Consider the following 18,264-nt stretch of genomic DNA (forward strand, 5'->3'; position numbering starts at 1 on the left):
CTGCCTCATGTGGGAAGATGTCGAACGCCGGGAGTTTTGCCTTCATGCGCGGCGCCAAGCCATCGACGCGACACGGTCGCGCGAGCACTTCCGGCAAAACCGGCAGTCTTTCCAAAGCTGAGTTTGCTCGCCGACGCAGGCATCAGCAGTCGCAAAAAAAACTATCCGGTCGTTGACTGATAAGAAAATGGCGAAAAGCTTATCAGTTACTGAGATTTCAGCGACCGGGCACAGACTGCTACCGACCACCCGATTCGTGTTTTCGCTAGCGCCTGAATTTCGGGGTCCAACTCTCTATCAAGGCGTCCTCATCGTCGTCCGCCTCTTCGGCTTCTGCGCGCATGCTCAAGCTTGCGCAGGTGAGAATCGTGAGCGTTCGGCCGTACTGACCAAGGCCGACCACTTCCTCCGTGACGCGATAGACGCGTTCACCGCCTATCCAATCATTTAGCTTTCCTTCGCCTGAATCGCGCTGGCCGGTGCTCACGTTGTCGGGCGTTGCATTGAATCGTGCCGTCGCTGTTCCAGCCGGAACAGGTGTGCCTTTGCGAAGCCAGCTCAGGCCTTTTGCCTGCTTGAGGCCGTCCGACATGAAGCACCAGTCAATTGCGTCACCGGTGCTGCAAATGACGGCGACGCCATCAGCCGTCAGAGCGCAGTACCGGATACCAGTCGCGGTCAAAGACGTTTCGCATGCCTTGCATAGAGCCTCCACGCACGCGAGGCCAGGGTCATGATTGGCAATGGCTTTCTTGAACGGAAGCTCGGGCATGAGCAGCGCGGCTGAAAAAAAATCGGCCTCTTGCTCGAACGGATCGTTCGATTGGAAACCGGCGCGAGATTGATGAACGCCGGTTGTAAGCAGCGCTTCCGGGTGGCCCTCGATGCAGTAATGGCCCAGCTCGTGTCCGATGCTGAATCGCTGAAAGCCCCGGCTCGGAATGTGTTTGGCGTATAAAATTCCGAATTCGTCGCCAGCCTTGATGAGCATGCCGGAAACACCGGCAACAGTGTTTGGCTTGGCTTGAACCGTGATTCCTTTGCTCGCCGCGATAGCCTCAGGGTCGACCCAGAGGCCTTCGATTTTCATCTGGCGCAATACCGAGTTGGCAGTGGCCTCCGCGATATTGCGCCGTGCGAGACGCGTCTTGCTCGTCATTTGTCTTCTTTGGGCGTCCCTCGTTTTTTGATGAGCAAGTCGACGAATTCCTTCGCCAGCTCCAAATCGTTGGACGACAGCTTGTGCAGATCGCGATGCAGCCGCCCCACTGTTTCTGCAGACGCATCGGGAGTGTCGGAACGCCCAAGCAGATAGTCGGTCGTCACATCCAACGCTCCCGCCAGCGCTTTCAGGTTGTCGAACGATGGCTTTCGCGGCCCGGACTCGAAGTGGGAGACGGAGGCGGGGGGCAAGCCCGCCTTGGCGGCCAATTGGGCTTGGCTAAGTTTGCGTAGGTCACGGGCCTGTTTGAGACGTTTCTGAAATATATCAATAGGTTGGTCAGTTATCATGGTGCTTTCGACATGTGGAACTTGACGTTATCACCATGGCGAGTCATCATGGTGTTCGTAACAAGTTTGCCATGGCGGAATCGCAGGGCGCAAGCCCGAATTGAAGGGAGCTGGAAATGCCGAAGAATGACCGGTTTGTCGTCAAGCACGGTGGCGACTGGGCGGTGAAGCGGGCCGGTGCCGACCGTCCCGAAAGCGTCCATCACAAGCAGAGCCGCGCCGAGCAGCAGGCGAAAGTGACGGTGCGCGACCTGGGCGGCGGCGAGGTCCGAATTCAAGGTCGCGACGGCAAGTGGCGCGACTCGGATACCGTTGCGCCGGGCCGCGACCCGTATCCGCCCCGCGACAAGAAACACTAAGGCCTCACGCAGGGACAGGAGAGTTCGTTGAATTATTCAGACCGCTATCTGAACACCATCGCGCAGATGTCGCCGCTCGACGTTATGCTGGGGGCCATGGTCTACAACTATGACGGCAAAGTCTTCGCGTCCGACGAAGCGCGGATGCTGGCCGAAATGGGCGACGACACTTTCGAACTTGGGCATGTTAACTCCGACACATATCAGTCCCTGGCCCTGTCGAACAAACTCGTTGGCCTTGTCGGGCACTCGCTGACGCAATGCGCGCCGATGTGTTCTGACTGTGCTTTTGAATCCCATTGTGGGGCTGATCCGGTTTATCATCACGCGACGCAGCAAGACACGCTGGGTATGAAGACACTCTCTGACTTTTGTGCGCGGCAAAAAGGCGTCATGCATTTGCTGCTGGACATCCTGGAGAACAGCCCAGAAGACGCTCGTATCCTTCGCCGATGGGGCGCGGCATGACGTTGCCGCTATACGGATTGGCGGTGGGCGCAAAAGGCTTTGCGCGATCTCCTGAAACCAAAGTCATGAGATTGCGCTCTTCGTTCAGTTGCAACGATCCTGGCCCGTCCGATGCCGCGCTGATTTTTACAACACAAGAGTTGCAAGCAGCGGTTGAAAATGGCTTCGCAACGGGTATCGTTGTCGGGGATGGTGTGCCAGACAATCAGTGGCGCGACTGTGCGATCTCGGAGGCGCTCAGTCTCAATGCTGGGTTCGCATATCTATCGGCTGGCGACGTTGTCGCGTTTCATCCCATCACCAATCGATTCCGTTCTTTGTATCGGCGCGGTTCCAAGCACAACTTCATGCTGGTGACGGAGCGCTGCAATCACTACTGCTTAATGTGTTCCCAACCGCCGAAAGACATTGATGACCGGTGGATTCTCGACGAAATTAAAAGGTGCATCCCCTTACTGGCCAAAGAGACAGTCTCGCTTGGGTTCACGGGCGGCGAGCCCCTTCTCAGTTGGAACGAATTCATCGAAATATTGACGCTGTGCCGCGAGAACCTTCCGTCAACGGCAATTCACGTTTTGAGCAACGGCAGGGCCTTTTCTGATCCGCAAATCACGGACGCTTGGGCCGCCGTCCGACATCATGATTTGATGGTTGGCATCCCCGTCTATTCGGCGATCGATCACATCCACGACTACGTTGTCCAAGCGCAAGGCGCGTTTCACGAAACTTTGCTCGGTATCATGCGCCTTAAAGATCGGGGCCAGCGCGTCGAGGTTCGCGTCGTACTTCACGCCATCACAGCGCCGCGCATACTGGAGACTTGCAAGTGGATGGCTCGAAATCTGCCGTTTGTGGACCATGTTGCACTGATGGGGCTGGAGAATACAGGCTTCGCGATTGCCAATGACAAACTGCTTTGGATCGATCCTGCCGATTACGCTTCGGAGCTTGCCGCCGGAGTAGAAGTGTTGGCGGCAGCGGGCACTCCGGTGTCAATCTACAATTTGCCCCGGTGCGTTCTGCCGCGTTCGGTTTGGCCCTTAGCCGTACAGTCCATATCTGATTGGAAGAATGGATATGCGGAGGAATGTTCTTGGTGCTTCGAGAAGGCTGATTGCAGCGGGTTCTTCACTTCTGGCCGAACGAAATTTAGCCGGGCATTAAAGGCGATCAATGCGGCAAATTAGTCAGCCGTATTGCCGCGGTCGAGGCCATGCGCGAACCTGTACGCTTTACAGCGCTCGGCCGGACTCCCCTGCGGTGTTGAGCAAGAAGGCCGATCTTGAGCATTGCAGCCAGGCCGGTGCGATGGCTTTGGCAAAACGGTTACAAGCGTACTGGCGGGATCGGGGCTATCCCGCGGTGCCACGAACAGCCGATGCTCATAGCGCTCCTTTAAAGCGACCGTAAATATACCGCAGTGAAGAAAGACACTTTCTTACAGCGCCAGTTTATGCGATTCCGAGATCGTGGCCGGTAGCTCATCCGCATCACGTTTAGCTTGCCGCGAGTCGGCGTCGAATTTCTCAATTGCACACGGGACGTCGGGCGATGCAGGGCGTCAATTTGGTGACAGGTTCCCGTGGAGTTGGCCAGTGATCGCGGTGTAATCGCCCGTCTTCTCGATACGACGGAGAATCGGGGCGAGGGCAGGCAGCTTGCGGTGCGCTTGGGTGAGCGCTTCGTGGGTGCGCTTATCGACAAAGGTGATGTCCGCGTAAGCCGCGAGGGTGGCAAGATAACGGTCGTTCAAATCACTTCCGTTCCATCTTTTGGTGTCCGGCCTAAACTGCTCGATGGCATTGCCGATGACCGTTGAAGGAAGCCGTTCCATCGAAACCCGAGCCTTCAGCTCCGGCCAGGGCAAGCCGACCGAGCGATTAACGATCTCAAGGTGTCTGCGAAACTGCGCCAGCCGCCCGACGTCGTCGACCGTCGTATCGTCGTCGATCTCCGTTTCATCGACGCCCTGCGCCTTAAGAAGCGCAAGCCCAAACTGGCGAGCATTGACCGGATTTCCGCCCATCCGGCGAACGTCCATTATGAAGCCGGCCGCCGCCAAGTCCGGGTTTTGGATGCGAGCGTCACCGCGGCTGCCGATGTCTCGGCTCAAATCATCGAACAGCCGTTGCATGCGCTCCTGAATCTCACCGGGATTGCAGATTGTCCCGTCCAGCATCTCACGTACACGAACCCCTTCCATGCCGGTGAAGTTGGAGCGGGATATCGCAACGGTTTCGCGCGCCTTCTTGGCCTGCCGCTGAAACTCCGGCTTCAGAATAGACCACGTCTCGATGATCGGGCGAATGGTCGCTTCGCCGCTCTCCAGCCGGATCATGCTCGCCGCGGCAAGATCTCGAACACCCACGAGGCTTGCTGCAGATTCGTCGAACGCTGCTTTCACTTCGCGCGCCTGAAGGTCGATCACCGATCCCGGGGAGGCCTCGTCGACATGGGAGCGCAAGAGCCCGACCATCGGCAGCGATCGAATAAACGCCATGCACGCCGAGATCTTTTCCTCGTTTCCATGGCCGAGAAGCTCCTGCAGGTGATGCCATGTGAGCAGCAAGACGCACCCTGAAGCATCGAACGCAGCCTGAAACGTGGCGGCGCGGTCATGCCGGGTGCTGTTTCGCGCTGACCAGTCGTCGGCGAGATCGGCAAGGTGCGATGAGTCTAGTGCGACGTATCGCGGATGCAATATGGCTGGGTTGGACAGGCTCACCAGTCCATATTTGGTAGCAGGCTCTGCTTTCGTCAACGAGTGGATGGGGCATCCCGCCCCGCCTTCGACTGCGCAGGACCGCTCCGCGCTCTTCGAGCGCCGCGCCACGGCTTCCCACGGTGTCGGCGACGGCCAAGGGGGAAGGCCTCGTCCGGCCCGAGGCTGCATGATGGCGGATGCAGCCTCAGCGGCGGGATCACGGCGCCACCGGCGATCTCTATGCCGCTGCACGACTGATAAGAAATCACGTCAAACCTTATCAGTCGCGAGACTGATCGGCGATCATTGCGATGCTGGACTGGGCCGACTCCCGCCGCCATTCCGAGTTACGCCGGAACGATCGCCACCGCCTCGACCTCGTACAAAGCGCCGGGTCGCACCAGCGCGCCAACTTGAAGTGTCGTACTCGCCGGTTGCGGATGGCCGTGCGAGGAGCGCGTCCGCAACGGCTACCGACGCTTTGTTGCGCCGTGGCGTCGCGGGCCGACAACGCGTCTTTGCGACGCAACGTAAGGTGAAGTGAAGAGCCGAGCGGCCCACCGTCCTGCTTGTCGTGGTGCACGAATAAGCGCAAGCTGGAAGTGTCTGGGGAATACGTGGGCCGCCGTATCTCAGTTTCAAGCAGACGATAGGCGTACAAAGCCACGACTCCCTTCGAACCGCCATGGAGGAAGCCCGTGCCCGCCAATTTCATCGTCAATGGAAAGCCAGCGTCAACCGACGCGCCACCGGCAACGCCTTTGTTGTGGGTGATCCGCGAAGACCTCAAGCTCACCGGTACCAAATTCGGATGCGGGACCGGCTTGTGCGGCGCGTGCATGGTCCATATCGACGGCAAGCGCGCGTATGCCTGCCAGACTCAAGTGTCCGAAATCGCCGGAAAATCAATCACGACCATCGAGGGGCTGTCGCCTGATGCCAGCCATCCTATTCAGAAAGCCTGGCTTGCCGAGCGCGTTCCGCAGTGCGGCTACTGCCAGTCCGGCCAGATCATGAGCGCGGCCGACCTGCTCAAACAGAATCCCAAGCCCACCCGCGAGCAGATCGTCGAGCACATGAGCACGAACATCTGCCGCTGTGGCACTTACCAGCGCATCGTGCGTGCGGTCGAACGCGCTGCGCGGGAGGCCTGAGCCATGACGAAGCACATCAAGAACCTGAACACCCAACCGTCACGCCGCCAGATCATGATTGGCGCTGCCGGTCTCACGTTCGCAATAGCGATCGGCGCCAGCAACGAGACGAAAGCCGCCGCGCTCGCGGGGGCACGGACCGGCAGGGCGCTGAGCCCCTGGGTGAGCATCGCCGAAGACGGCACGATCACCCTTATGTCGCCTGCGACCGAGATGGGGCAGGGTTCAATGACGTCATTGCCGTTGATCATCGCCGAGGAGCTCGACGCCGATTGGCAAAAAGTGCGCGTCGTGCCGGCGCCTCCAAACGCGGCGATCTATGGTAATCCCGGTTTTGGTTACGCGATGATGTACACCGCCGGCAGCAATGCGGTGACCTCCTATTTCCGGCCGCTGCGCACATTCGGCGCCCAGGTCCGCCGCGTGTTGCTCGACAACGCCGCCAGGAAATGGGGCGTCCCGGTGACCGAGCTGACCACCGAGCCGAGCGTGGTGGTGCACGCGAAGTCGGGACGTCGCCTCACTTATGGTGAGATCGCCGGCTTCGCCGAGATTCCCGCCGCACCGCCGCAGATCAAGTCCGAGGAGTTGAAGCAGCCGGGGCAGTTCAGGCTGATCGGCAAAGACGTGATGCGTGTCGAGCTGCCGAGCAAGGTCAACGGCAGCGCGACTTATGGCATCGACGTGCAGGTGCCGGGGATGCTGTATGGCGCGGTGCTGCGCGCTCCGGTCGAAGGGTCGGTCCCGCACAAGATCGATGACGGCAAGGCGAAAGCCTTAGCTGGAGTCACGGGCATCGTGCGACTGCCGCACGGCGTAGGCGTAGTCGCCGAAACGCCTTGGGCGGCTTTTGCGGCACGTCAGGAACTTTCGCGCTCGGTGACTTGGACCCGGACCGGCACGGCGTGGGGCTTTGATAGCGATCAAGGAATTGAACAGTTTGCCGCGCAGGCGAAAAACCTGCAGGGGCGCGCGTCCGAATGGAGCCGCCAGGGCGATGCGCGCGACGCGTTCGGCAAGGTGGCGAGCATTATGGAAGCGGAGTACCGCTGCGACTACGCTTATCATGCGCAAATGGAGCCGCTGAACGCGGTCGCCGCCGTGGCGCCCGGTGGCGATGCCGTCGAAATCTGGGCCGGCACCCAGAGCCAGACCACGGCTGCAGAGACGCCGGCCAAGTTCCTCGGCATCCCGCTCGACAAGGTGAAGCTGCACGATCTGTTGATGGGCGGCGGCTTCGGCCGGCGCGGCAATCGCGATGTCGACTTCATCATGGACGCCGTCATGTTGTCGAAGGACGTCGGGCGACCTGTCAAAGTGATTTGGACGCGCGAGGACGACGTTCACAATGGCCGCTTCCGTCCGATCTCGGCGCATTATCTGCGTGCCGGCCTCGATGCCTCAAGCAAAATCACCGCTTGGCATCATCGGATCGCCGTGGACCGGGTTGGGCCCTACTACGATCCGGGGCTCTATGAGAGGAACGGTGGCCGGGACGTGGTCGCGATGTTGGGCGGCGAGCCCCGTGGGTATGATGTCCCGCACCAATTGGTCGAGCAGGTCTATCGCGACACCGGCGTGCGGACCAATCCGCTCCGTGGCATAAGCTTCCTGGCCAACAAGTTCGCGGTTGAGGCATTCATCGACGAGATCGCGGGCAAGCGCGGCGTCGATCCGCTCGCATTCCGGCTTGAGCTGCTCAAGAGCACGCCACGCGCCGTGAAGACGGTCGAGCGCGTGGCGCAGATGGCGGAGTGGGGACGCAAGCGCGATGGCCGAGCACTCGGCCTTGCCTATATCGACTACACAGGAAGCCAAGTCGCCGGCGTCGCTGAAGTGTCGGTCGATCGCGCCACCGGGAAGATCAAGCTGCACAATTTCTGGTGCACGATCGACTGCGGCCTTGCGGTGCAACCCGACAATGTCGTGGCACAGACCGAAAGCAGCATCGTCTATGGCATCGGGGTTGCTCTGACCGAGCGCATCTCGATCAAGGACGGCGTCGTGGAACAGTCGAATTTCTACGACTACTACCCGCCGCGCATGAGCGACGTGCCACCGATGCACATCGAGGTGATACAAACCGATAATCACCCCACGGGCGCCGGCCAGATGGCGACGCCGCTGGTCGCACCCGCAATTGCAAACGCGGTGGCGGCACTGACTGGCGCGCGGTTACGTCACACGCCGTTCGTGCAGGATCGGGTGAAGAAGGCGCTGGGTTAAGCGGCTCAGCCGATATCCGTGCAGGCTGCGTGCTTAGCGCGCTCAGCCTGCACGGATTGATGTCGACCGGTCCATGTCTGACTGATAAGGAAATTGGCCAAACCTTATAAGTTCGAACACGAGCAGCCGCATTGACTTCCAGGTCAATCAGCCGAAAGCGTCCTATCGTCGCGGGTGCTTGTCAGAAGCCATGCAACCGCGCCGGATTGTCGACCAAAATCTTCCGCCGAGCGCTTCGGTCGGGTGTGACGAGATAAAGGAATTCCAAGAGCTCTGCGTCGTTCGGCATCGGTTTGCCGTACATCACGTGCGGCCAGTCTGTGCTCCAAATGGCGCGGTCGGGTGCTACGTCGATGAAGCTTTTGGCGATCGGAGCGACATCGTCCCAGATCTTGGACTGGGAGGTGACGCGATCGGCGTTGGAAATCATGACCCACCAGTTTTCGCGCTTCAACATGTCGCGAAGCAGGCGCATGATCGGATGATCCACGCCGCCTTTGACGTCTGGATGGCCCATATGGTCGATCACCATTGGAATCTTCGGCTTGGACAGAAGATCCTTCAATTCCCCCCATTCCTCGCCGACCGCATGCACCCTTGCATGCCATCCAAGTTCACTAATGCGGGCGACCGAACGCTCGAATGTCGCTGACGACGGTACCATCTTGAGCTGCTTCCAAAAGTTGAAGCGCGCTCCGCGAACGCCGGCTTCGTGCATCTCCCGCAGTTGGCGATCGGTGGTGTTGTCGTCCATGATCACGATGCCGCGATATTGGGGCCGGTCCTTGAGCGCATCGATGAGGATGCGATTGTCGGTGCCGTACGTAGTCGCTTGAACGAAGACCCCACGCTCCAACCCCAGTGCTCGATGCATCCGCTCGACAGCGTCGGCGTTGGCGTCCGCATCTGGCACATAGGCAGCGCCGCTGCGCGTTGGATACAGATCGACCGGGCCGAAAACGTGTGCCTGGCAGTCGCAGCTCCCGGGTGGCGGTGGTTCCTCGGGCCTGCGAGTGTCGCTACGGTGCTTTGTAAATTGGGTCATTGCGATACTCGGCTTCCGGATTCATTTCCAACTGCGTGCGAGTTCGCGCACTTTTGCTTCGTCGAACTTGTTGATCTCATCGAGAAGATCATTGGTGGCGATATCCTGCGCCTGCACTGGTCGCGAGATGACGCCTTCCTCCGTAAACAGCCCGATGTATGTCCGCACGCCGTCCATGTCGGTAAACCCGTAACGCTTGTCCGAGTGTCTCTCGATGCTGTACTGAGAGAGCAGCGCGTTCATCTCGATCATGCCGCGCTTGATCGCTTCTTCATCGGTGCCCGCGGGCTTGGAAGCCGGGTTGTATTTCCAATGCATCCTGAGCGCGGCCTCTGGATTCTCGAGCAGAAAGACAGTGGCTTTGGCATGAGCGCGTCCGAATCTAATGAGACTATCTCGCTTTTCCGCCAGCGTTTTGTCCGATGCGAAATAGCCGCCATTGCCGATTTCGGCGACCGTTGGATGATAAAGAAAACGGAGCGCCATGCCGGCCTTCATCATGCTTCCGTAAGCCGACGTCCACATTGACAGCGCCTGGACCTGGCCGCTGCGCAGAGCTGCGACAGCGCCATCACCAAATCCGACGGGCCTGAACATATCGGCTTCGATAGGGACGTTGCTCTTGCGTAGAGCAGAACGAGCGACAACCAACGATGCGCTACCCATGTTGGTAACGCCGATCTTTTTGCCCTTTAGGTCCGCGATAGATTGGATCGAACTGTCTGCGGGCACAGCGATGTGGTAGATGAGCCGCGTATACTCCGCGAAAAAGAGTTTGCCGCGGATTCCCTTGTCGTAGCCCTCGATCAGTGGCTCCAGGGTAACTTCGCCAATGTCGGCGCCCCCGGAAGCTGTGATCTGGGTGGCTTGCGGTCCGCCGGTGCTAAACCTCACCTCGACTTCGAGACCTTCTCCTTTGAGGAAGCCGGCCTTGTCCGCGATCAGGTTCATGATGTTGGTCAAGTCTGGCGCGGGGAAGCCTGCTTGCTCAATCAATTTCACTTGCGCAGAGGCCGCGCCGCTCAGCATTATCCCGGCGCAGACCATCGCGCCGAAGCCACCAATCCTTCGCACATCTATCCGCATTGCTATCCCCTCGTTTCAGCGCCTCACTATCGGGTTTCGTCGACCGCCAAAGTTCGATGTGACCAGAACGCATATCGGCGAGCGATGAATCGCAAGATGACATCAAGAACGATGCCGATGACCGACAAATAGAACAGCACGGAGAAGACCCCCGGCACATCGATCGATGCCTGCCGTTGAATGATGAGGCTGCCGAGGCCCTGGGACGAGCCGATAAATTCGCCCACAATGGCGCCGATCACCGCGAAGATGACCGCGGTCTCAAGTCCGGCGAATAGATATGGCAGCATGCTCGGCAGCCGCACTTTGAAGAACGTTTGTAGGTGGCCAGCCTTGAGTGCACGCATCAGCAGAAGCATACGCGGCTCAACCGTTTTGAGTCCTACGACAACGTTCACCAGGATCGGAAAGAATGCGATCAAGCCCGCCGTCAAAGCTTTCGATTGAATGCCATAGCCGACCCATATGATCATCAAGGGTGCGAGCGCGACCTTTGGAATTGTCTGCACGGCCAAAATGTAAGGATAAACGATACGCTCAAACCCAGGGATAAGGCCGACCGCACAACCCAGACCAATGCCAAGGGCTGCGGCAAGAACAAATCCGAGCAGCGTCTCCGCCACAGTCACCCCAATATGGACGAAGATCAATCCCGAGGCCGCGTCATTGATGATGCGATCGGCGATCTCGAACGGTGTCGGCAGAATAAATTGGGGTACCTCGAGCAGGCGCAGACTGGCTTCCCAAGCTAAAACGAAAATGAGCAGACCGACGAGTTGTCCAAGCCGATTGCGGAGCATCGCGACCACGCGGCGGGTAAGCGATGCTCTCGTAATCTCGACGGCGGCTGTCCCCGGGTCACTCACGTCGGATCGCTCCTGGCATTTAGTAGGCGTCGTAGACGCGCGACGTGATCACTGAAGTGGCCCGAGGCGATCATGTCGATGCCGCGCGGACGTGGGGTATCGATCGTGACCACATCTTTGAGCGTCGCCGGCCTTCCGGTCATCACCATGACTCGATCGGAAAGAAACGCGGCTTCGGTGATCGAGTGCGTCACGAAAACGACGGTTGCACCGGTGGCCAGGCTGATTTTCTGCAATTCTAGATTCATCTGCTCGCGAGTCATCGCGTCGAGTGCCCCGAACGGCTCATCCATCAACAGAAGCGACGGGGATAGCATGAGCGCGCGCGCGATCGAGACGCGTTGCTGCATGCCGCCGGAGAGTTCATAGGGATATTTCCGTTCGAAACCCTGCAAGCCTACCAGGGCGATCAACTGTCGGGCCTTCGCCGAGCGTTCCTCGCGATCCAGGCGGGCGATCTCGCCGGGAAGTTCGACGTTGGCCTGCACGTCGCGCCACGGGAAAAGCACCGGATCTTGAAACACGATGCCGAAATCGGTCTCGCTAGTGGAGTCCGGCTCGCGGAAAATCATCTGTCCGCTGGTAGGGGCGATTAGACCGGCGATTATTAAGAGCAGGGTGCTTTTGCCGCATCCCGAGGGGCCAAGTATCGAAGCGAATTCGCCTTTGCTTAGCGAAAAAGAGATATCTTTGATTGCTTCGACTGGCTGTTTGTCCCTCGCCGGATACGTCTTAGAAATTGATTCAACGCGGAGGAATGCAGAATCTGTATCGATCGTCCTCCCGGCTTCGCTTCCTCGATCCTCCCGATAACCTGGGCCTTCGTTCATTTGCGCGTGCCATACGCCGGAGTGACCACAGGCGCTCGACCTTGTCTTTCAAACGGTATGACTCAAACCGCGACGGGTCAACGCTGCGCTGCGCGAAAAGAATCGTTTCCAAGCGTGTTTGGCTCGCGCTTCTTTGCACAGCCAGCGCCTTGAAACCGCGTAACGCTGAGCAACAATCGCCCTTTATCCCGCTGGGATGCAGGCGTTGACCAATGAAACGTTTCCCGCCGCGGGGTCAGACGGTTCTCACCCTAATTTCTCGCGCTGGTATGATTTCGTATGAAAATATTGAGTTCGCGACTGATAAGGAAACTCGCGATTTCTTATCAGTTGCTGTTCGGCTCTTTGTTCGCCTCGGTTCCTCTGAGCGTTCGGTATCGCGATTACATTCGGGGGGCGTCCGGCTATCTCAAAACCGCACCACGATGCGAATTGCTTTTCGTTAGATAGCAAGGGATCCGACTTGCTAGTTGGCCGAGATTTCGGCGGTTTTGGCGACGCTTTTCCACCACGCACGCTCGTCGGTCATCAGTCTCTGCAATTTGTCTGGTCTGCCATTGTTGACGGTTACGCCGATCTGATCGAGCCGGTTGAGCATGTTCGGGCGCCTCAGCGTCTCGCTAATAGCGTCGAAAGGCGCGATCGCAATGGTCGCGGTGTGCCCGGGGGCGCCACCACGCCGTACCATGTCATGACCCGAAAGCTCGGCAGGTCCCCGCGCCCCTGGCAGGACGTCCGGCAGCCCCGGGTTTGGCGTCTAGCTGCTGAGCGCGATGGCGCACAGCTTACCGGACCTGCAGCCGACAACTCGGCGAACAGTATGTCGACCTGCCCCCAAAAAGGTCCGTCATGGCACAGGGCCGGTGCCATTGTAGGAGACGTGCGCGAGTTCAATGCCAGCCGCAAGGCTTTGAGATCCGTTCTGAAACAATGAGCCAGTTAGCGCGTTGGCCTCATTCACAGAGGATACCTGAACATGGTCATCAAAGAACATATGGAAGTGATCGGAGCGGACGGTGTCCATGTAGGCACGGTCGATAAAATCGAAGTTGGGCGCATCAAACTGACGAAGAAAGACAGCGGGGAAGGCGCACACAAAGGCCATCATCACTTCATCAAGCGGAGCTTGGTGGCTGATGTCGAAGGCAACAAAGTACGCCTCTCTGCCAACGCCGACGTTGCAGTCACGATGGAAGAAGAAACAGGGCGCGGCTGAGCACGGGTCAGGGAGTTTGGCCCTTGGCTGTAGTGGACACGCGACGAAGTGATGCCTGAAAACGAAATAGAGAGGCCTGGCCGAAACCGGCGAGGCCTCTCTCCGAAAACAAGCCTCGGGGGACGCGCATGCTTGCTGGTAACCACTTCAAGCAAGCTGCCGTTCCCCGGAACATCGAAGCTCGCGCCGGATTGACTCGGATGGCGAAAGAAACCGGAATTGTCCAAGACGAACGTGGCCAAGACCAATCCAAGGACAAGAAGCGTGCTCAGCAGTCAGGCTTGAAAGAGCAACAGGAAGCTGCCCAGCAACAGCCGGAGTCGCCAGGTGAGCCCGCGGGTGGGGAGTAAGCAGGCCTAACCCTGTTGCGACTAATCGCCGGTTCGCATAGGGCGATGGATGCTGACTTCGAAGAACACATCATAAGAATGTCGAGCCGGCGCGGCGGATTGCAGGGTCTGTTCTTGAAGAGAATATGCCCAGCGTTCCCGTAATTTTGGCGGCGGCACGGCAAATTTAAAAAAGGGCGGTCACGTGCTGCTGGAGCGCTGTGAAGATTTGCGGCGTTTGCATCATCGGATGATCGTAAAATAGAGACACCAACACGACTAAGAAAACTGACGAAAGGCCGAGAGCGACGCTCGCGGAACTCTTCATCGCGCTCAAATTCGCTTTTCGTTGATCAGCGATAGTGTTGTCATTCGTATTCACAGCCAAGGGTTCGCCTTTGTCTTGTTGCATGTCAGAAAAGAAACGCCAGACTGTGAGACGCCAAGAGCGGCTGCAAATAACCCAGTCAATCGAGTTTTGACTGAACCGAGTTGGAAATTAGCTCGCCGGCACGCTCCTTGGCCTTTTCGTCGAAGAACGTCTCGTCGAGGTTCCGAGGAGCCGGAGTGTCGTGAACAACCATGGGCGGCTTTGGTCGCTGCCCAAGTAGTTTTGCGATGATGCCCATGTAAGTTAAGTCGGTTGCTGCAGATTTGTTCCGGGAGCAGGCGACGCTCGCGTAATACATCGAGCGGCGCTGGATAAGGCGAACCCGATCGCGATGTTCCCGCCGAACTTGAAGCATGCGCTTTTTTTCGGGATGAGTATTTGTCCGGATGGTGCCGAGCTCATACCAATCTAGTTGAGGGCATGGCCGAGAAACCAAACTGCCCTTCCTGCGGGACCGAGATGGAGCAGGTGGTGGACAAAACCACACCGCTAGGCGTGAACAAAATGCAATACCGTTGCCCGCATTGTCGAACCCACGTTGATCGTGTGTATAAGTCGCCGCCCATAGTGCCGAACTGAACGGAAATTTCTTGGCAGCGTTGTCATATTAGGAGGCGCCAGTGCACAGGGAACAGAATCATGTTGTCGAGTCCGCCGCCGAAGCGCGGGCGGGGTTTCTAGATAGGCCCGTTTTCGCTGTCCTAGCTGTGAGTTGTGTGCTGGTCGTCGTCGGATTCATTCTGACGTACATCGGGTTTTTCAAATTCTGAAATGCGGCCCGGAGGTCACCCGCGATGACGATGTGGCCAATCATCTAAAATTCGTCGAAACAAGCTTGGATGGGCACGACGACCTGGTCGGATGCGGACTTACCGCGGCAGACATTCAGATGAGCTTCGTCTGCGAGCTTGCAGGCGCCCGGTTTGACATTGCTTGATACCCGAACATTGCGGCCTGGGTGAAACGCTTTCAGGCACGGCCTGTGCCTATCGCGCTGCGCCGGGGCGTACAGCTTCGCGGAATAACAAATTAGATACCGTCCGTCAGTCGGGCCGCATCGCCGTATCGGCGCGAACATCTTTTACGGTCGAGGGCGGTACAGCTGGGCCACTTCTGCCCCAGGCATTGCGGATGTAGGTCGCGACCGCCGCGACCTGTGCATCGTCGAGTTGGGTGCCGTAGGACGGCATGCCCGGCGCTGTTGGCTCGCGCTTCGTTCCAATGCTTCGAGCGCCACGCAGAATGATACGGACGGCGGTCGTGGGATCGCTCGGGCCGCTCACGCCGGAATCAACCAACGACGGGAAGAGCTTCGGAACACCTTTTCCATCAAGTCCATGGCAGGCCGAGCACTGGTCTCGGTAGATTGCGTCGCCAGCCACCATCGCGGGATCGGTCGCCGCGATGGGCTTTGCGGCCTCTGCTTTGCCTCCGACCGACTGCAGGTAGGTCGCGATCGCGTGAAGATCGCCCTCTTGCATCTTCGAGCTCGAGAGTTCGACCTCTTCGGCCATCGGGCCCGTCGCCGCCGTGATCCGGTTGTGTCCGGAGCTTAAGTAAACGACAAGATCGTCAGTCGACCATTTGGCCAGGCCGCCATTCGGATCGTTGGTGATATTGGGTGCGAACCAGCCTTGGAGCTGCGAACCTTGCAGATGTTGCGACGTCTTGTCGCCGCCCAGGAACGACTTTGGCGTGTGGCAGGCGCCGCAGTGACCAGGCCCTTCGACAAGGAATGCGCCGCGGTTCCACTCGGGCGACTTCTCCGGATTGGGCTTGAACTCGCCTTCTTTGAAATACAGGGCGTTCCACACGCCCATCGCCGCGCGAATGTTGAACGGGAAGGGCAGCGTGTTGCTCTCAACCTTGTTCCGAACGGGCTCGACCGTTTTCAAATATGCGAAGATATCGTCGACATCCCGGCGCGACATTTTTGTGTAAGCATTGTAGGGCATCGCCGGATAAAGATGCGAACCGGTGCGGCCACGCCCCTTGCGAAGCGCGTTGTCGAAGGCGTCGGCCGTCCATACGCCGATGCCGGTTTCGGGATCCGGTGTGATATTCGGAGCAACGATGTTGCCGAACGGTGTTTCGATCGGTCGTCCACCGGCGAACGGTTTCTTGCTCTCGGGCACCGTGTGACAACTGGCGCAATCCGAGGCGACAGCAAGATAACGGCCGCGCTCGATCTGCGAGAACTCCTGTGGATCGTTGGCTAGGGAGCGGCCGCTCCCCGCGACGACGAGAACGGTAAGCGAAGCGCCGAGCAAGCGGGCGGCGCGCCTGAATGATCGCGATTCAGACATGGATCAGCGGCCCGGTGTTTTTAAGATATCGATTGCGGATTGCCGATGCTGCCCAGAAGGCGAGGGCGGCAACGGTGCCCGTCGGATTGTATCCAGCGTTTTGGGGAAACGCGCTCGCGCCCAGCACGAACAGATTTGAGACGTCCCAGTGCTGCAGGTACTTGTTCACGGCGCTCGTCGTTGGATCCGTGCCCATGATCGCCCCGCCGTTCAGGTGAGTCGTCTGATACGTCGTCATGTCGTAAGGGGCAGTGCGATACGAAGGCGCGACGGCCTTCGCTCCCATCGCCTTGATGATCTCGGCGAACTTGTCGGTCAGAAACTTGTTTTGCTTCACCTCGTTGTCGTGCAAATCGATCGTCATGCGCATCAAGGGGCGGTCGAAGCGATCCTTGTAGGTTGGGTCAAGATCGAGATAGACGTCCCGGTACGCGTAGAAACTGCCATGCACCCCGGTGCCAGGCTTCACGGTGCTCAAGTAATTCTCCTTTACGGCCTTCTTCCACGCCGCGCCCCATTTCGGCGTGCCGGGCGGCACGAGCGTGGACTCGATCGGACGCGCGCCCGTCTGGACGTGACCCACATAGCCGCCGCCGACGAAACCATGGGGACCGTGATCGAAATTGTCGCCGTTAAACTCATCGACGCACATGCCGATCGAGCCCGAAGCGACGAATGGATTGAAGTTGTACTTGGTGTGATCGAAGAAGCCGTTCACGCTCGATATCGTTTGATGCGTGAAGTTGCGGCCTATGACGCCAGTATTTTTCTCCGGGTCGTACGGCTGACCGATCCCCGAATGCAGCAGTAGCTGCACATTGAAAAGCGAATAGGCGGAGAGAATGACGAGATCGGCGGGCTGTTCCCATTCCTCGCCACTCGTATCGACGAAGGTTACGCCGGTAGCGTGCTTGCCGGAGCGATCGGTGTTAATGCGAACGACTTCGGAATTGTCGCGCGCGGTGAAGTTGGATTTGCGCACAAGCGCAGGGAGAAGCGTGGTCTGAGGGCTTGCCTTCGAATAATTGGCGCAGCCGAACCACTCACAATGACCGCAATAGGTGCAAGGGCCCATCTGGAGGCCGAGTGTATTCGTATAAGCCTGCGAAAGATTACCCGACGGTTGCGGGAATGGCTTGTAGCCGAGCTCACGCGCAGCTTTCGCAAAGAGCTGGTAACCCCAAGGCTGTTTTTGGGCGGGCGTCGGATAGGGGCGGGAGCGCGGCCCTTCAAACGGGTTGCCGCCTTCCTGGATTTGCCCTTTTAAATTTCCGGCGGTGCCCGACGTGCCGCAGAGATATTCGAACGCGTCGTAGTGCGTCTCGAGTTCGTCGTAGGTGACACCCCAATCCTGGATCGTCATGTCCTCAGGCAAAAAAGACGCCCCATAACGCTGGGTGAGGTGCGTCTTGAGCACGAAATCAGACGGCAGAAATCGCCACGTCTCTGCGTTCCAATGCACACCGCCGCCGCCCACGCCGTTCGGCGGCATGAAGGCGCCCCAGCTTCGAATGGGAAGCGCCGTTTGCCCGATCTTGTTGCGGAAGCTGAAGGTCAATTGATCCGGCCGCAGGAAAAGTTCGTGGCGAACTCGGTAGCGCAACTCGTCCTGCATGTAGGTCGGCGGAAAGTCAGTCGGCGCGTCGCGCCAGGGACCGCGTTCGATCGCGACGACGTCGAGACCTTCATCGGTCAATTCGTGCGCCATGATCGAGCCGGTCCAGCCCAATCCGATAATGACGACATCTTTTTTCGGGAGGCGTTTTGTCATG

18 protein-coding genes are annotated in these 18,264 nt (G+C 58.7%); 7 read left to right on the top strand and 11 right to left on the bottom strand.

The annotated features are described in order from the left end of the window. Nucleotides 1-265: 265 nt before the first annotated feature. Both RHPLAN_RS10610 and RHPLAN_RS10615 read right to left on the bottom strand, forming a co-directional pair. Nucleotides 266-1,159 (bottom strand): ImmA/IrrE family metallo-endopeptidase, encoded by an 894-nt coding sequence (locus RHPLAN_RS10610; RefSeq protein WP_068017040.1) that lies wholly within the window; start codon nucleotides 1,157-1,159, stop codon nucleotides 266-268. Beyond that, nucleotides 1,156-1,512: a helix-turn-helix domain-containing protein gene (locus RHPLAN_RS10615; protein WP_068017044.1), complete on the bottom strand. Its 357-nt coding sequence runs from the start codon at nucleotides 1,510-1,512 to the stop codon at nucleotides 1,156-1,158. Before RHPLAN_RS10615 ends, RHPLAN_RS10610 begins: the two co-directional genes overlap by 4 nt. Before the next feature lie 116 nt (nucleotides 1,513-1,628). On the opposite strand from RHPLAN_RS10615, the gene RHPLAN_RS10620 reads away from it, so the two are divergent. From RHPLAN_RS10620 to hxsC, 3 genes are read left to right on the top strand one after another with little or no spacing between them, the layout of a single operon-like run. Further along, nucleotides 1,629-1,871, top strand: coding sequence for a DUF2188 domain-containing protein (locus tag RHPLAN_RS10620; RefSeq protein WP_068017047.1), 243 nt, complete (start codon nucleotides 1,629-1,631; stop codon nucleotides 1,869-1,871). A 27-nt stretch (nucleotides 1,872-1,898) separates the two neighbouring features. Further along, nucleotides 1,899-2,339: a hypothetical protein gene (locus tag RHPLAN_RS10625; protein ID WP_068017049.1), complete on the top strand. Its 441-nt coding sequence runs from the start codon at nucleotides 1,899-1,901 to the stop codon at nucleotides 2,337-2,339. Next, the gene (gene hxsC, locus RHPLAN_RS10630) at nucleotides 2,336-3,526 is read left to right on the top strand and encodes a His-Xaa-Ser system radical SAM maturase HxsC (RefSeq protein ID WP_198164825.1); all 1,191 of its coding nucleotides are present in this window, start codon (nucleotides 2,336-2,338) and stop codon (nucleotides 3,524-3,526) included. The genes RHPLAN_RS10625 and hxsC overlap by 4 nt, the downstream gene beginning before the upstream one ends. A gap of 374 nt (nucleotides 3,527-3,900) precedes the next feature. Here hxsC and RHPLAN_RS10635 read toward each other — a convergent pair whose 3' ends face one another. Next, complete coding sequence (locus RHPLAN_RS10635) at nucleotides 3,901-5,100, bottom strand: hypothetical protein (protein WP_157100189.1); 1,200 nt, start codon at nucleotides 5,098-5,100, stop codon at nucleotides 3,901-3,903. Between the two features lie 641 nt (nucleotides 5,101-5,741). On the opposite strand from RHPLAN_RS10635, the gene RHPLAN_RS10640 reads away from it, so the two are divergent. Beyond that, nucleotides 5,742-6,197, top strand: coding sequence for a (2Fe-2S)-binding protein (locus RHPLAN_RS10640; RefSeq protein WP_068017057.1), 456 nt, complete (start codon nucleotides 5,742-5,744; stop codon nucleotides 6,195-6,197). 3 nt (nucleotides 6,198-6,200) lie between these two features. Then, complete coding sequence (locus tag RHPLAN_RS10645; RefSeq protein WP_068017060.1) at nucleotides 6,201-8,423, top strand: xanthine dehydrogenase family protein molybdopterin-binding subunit; 2,223 nt, start codon at nucleotides 6,201-6,203, stop codon at nucleotides 8,421-8,423. Nucleotides 8,424-8,604: 181 nt separating this feature from the next. Here RHPLAN_RS10645 and RHPLAN_RS10650 read toward each other — a convergent pair whose 3' ends face one another. The 5 genes from RHPLAN_RS10650 to RHPLAN_RS40785 form a co-directional block, all read right to left on the bottom strand. Then, on the bottom strand, nucleotides 8,605-9,468 hold the full coding sequence (locus tag RHPLAN_RS10650) for an amidohydrolase family protein (protein ID WP_068017063.1): 864 nt from the start codon (nucleotides 9,466-9,468) through the stop codon (nucleotides 8,605-8,607). Between the two features lie 21 nt (nucleotides 9,469-9,489). Further along, nucleotides 9,490-10,554 (bottom strand): ABC transporter substrate-binding protein, encoded by a 1,065-nt coding sequence (locus tag RHPLAN_RS10655; RefSeq protein WP_084244649.1) that lies wholly within the window; start codon nucleotides 10,552-10,554, stop codon nucleotides 9,490-9,492. A 26-nt stretch (nucleotides 10,555-10,580) separates the two neighbouring features. Then, nucleotides 10,581-11,420, bottom strand: coding sequence for an ABC transporter permease (locus RHPLAN_RS10660; protein ID WP_157100190.1), 840 nt, complete (start codon nucleotides 11,418-11,420; stop codon nucleotides 10,581-10,583). Further along, entirely contained in the window at nucleotides 11,417-12,250 is an 834-nt protein-coding gene (locus tag RHPLAN_RS10665; RefSeq protein ID WP_084244651.1) for an ABC transporter ATP-binding protein, read from the bottom strand. The genes RHPLAN_RS10660 and RHPLAN_RS10665 overlap by 4 nt, the downstream gene beginning before the upstream one ends. Nucleotides 12,251-12,716: 466 nt before the next feature. Beyond that, entirely contained in the window at nucleotides 12,717-12,848 is a 132-nt protein-coding gene (locus RHPLAN_RS40785; protein ID WP_257730377.1) for a hypothetical protein, read from the bottom strand. A gap of 378 nt (nucleotides 12,849-13,226) precedes the next feature. Between RHPLAN_RS40785 and RHPLAN_RS10670 the strand changes: the two genes are divergently transcribed. Both RHPLAN_RS10670 and RHPLAN_RS39205 read left to right on the top strand, forming a co-directional pair. After that, nucleotides 13,227-13,466, top strand: a complete 240-nt coding sequence (locus tag RHPLAN_RS10670; protein ID WP_068017073.1) for a DUF2171 domain-containing protein — start codon at nucleotides 13,227-13,229, stop codon at nucleotides 13,464-13,466. Between the two features lie 128 nt (nucleotides 13,467-13,594). Next, nucleotides 13,595-13,816 carry a hypothetical protein gene (locus tag RHPLAN_RS39205; protein WP_157100191.1) on the top strand — a complete coding sequence of 74 codons (222 nt, stop codon included), beginning with the start codon at nucleotides 13,595-13,597 and terminating at the stop codon, nucleotides 13,814-13,816. A gap of 446 nt (nucleotides 13,817-14,262) precedes the next feature. Here the strand turns inward: RHPLAN_RS39205 and RHPLAN_RS10680 are convergent, their stop codons facing one another. From RHPLAN_RS10680 to RHPLAN_RS10690, 3 genes are all read right to left on the bottom strand, one after another. Beyond that, on the bottom strand, nucleotides 14,263-14,541 hold the full coding sequence (locus RHPLAN_RS10680; protein ID WP_157100192.1) for a hypothetical protein: 279 nt from the start codon (nucleotides 14,539-14,541) through the stop codon (nucleotides 14,263-14,265). Between the two features lie 688 nt (nucleotides 14,542-15,229). Next, nucleotides 15,230-16,456, bottom strand: coding sequence for a cytochrome c (locus RHPLAN_RS10685; protein ID WP_237180104.1), 1,227 nt, complete (start codon nucleotides 16,454-16,456; stop codon nucleotides 15,230-15,232). 28 nt (nucleotides 16,457-16,484) lie between these two features. Continuing rightward, complete coding sequence (locus RHPLAN_RS10690) at nucleotides 16,485-18,263, bottom strand: GMC family oxidoreductase (protein ID WP_068031008.1); 1,779 nt, start codon at nucleotides 18,261-18,263, stop codon at nucleotides 16,485-16,487. Between the last annotated feature and the right edge of the window lies 1 nt (nucleotide 18,264).

This window comes from Rhodoplanes sp. Z2-YC6860, assembly GCF_001579845.1.
In the GTDB taxonomy this organism is placed as follows: Bacteria; Pseudomonadota; Alphaproteobacteria; order Rhizobiales; family Xanthobacteraceae; genus Z2-YC6860.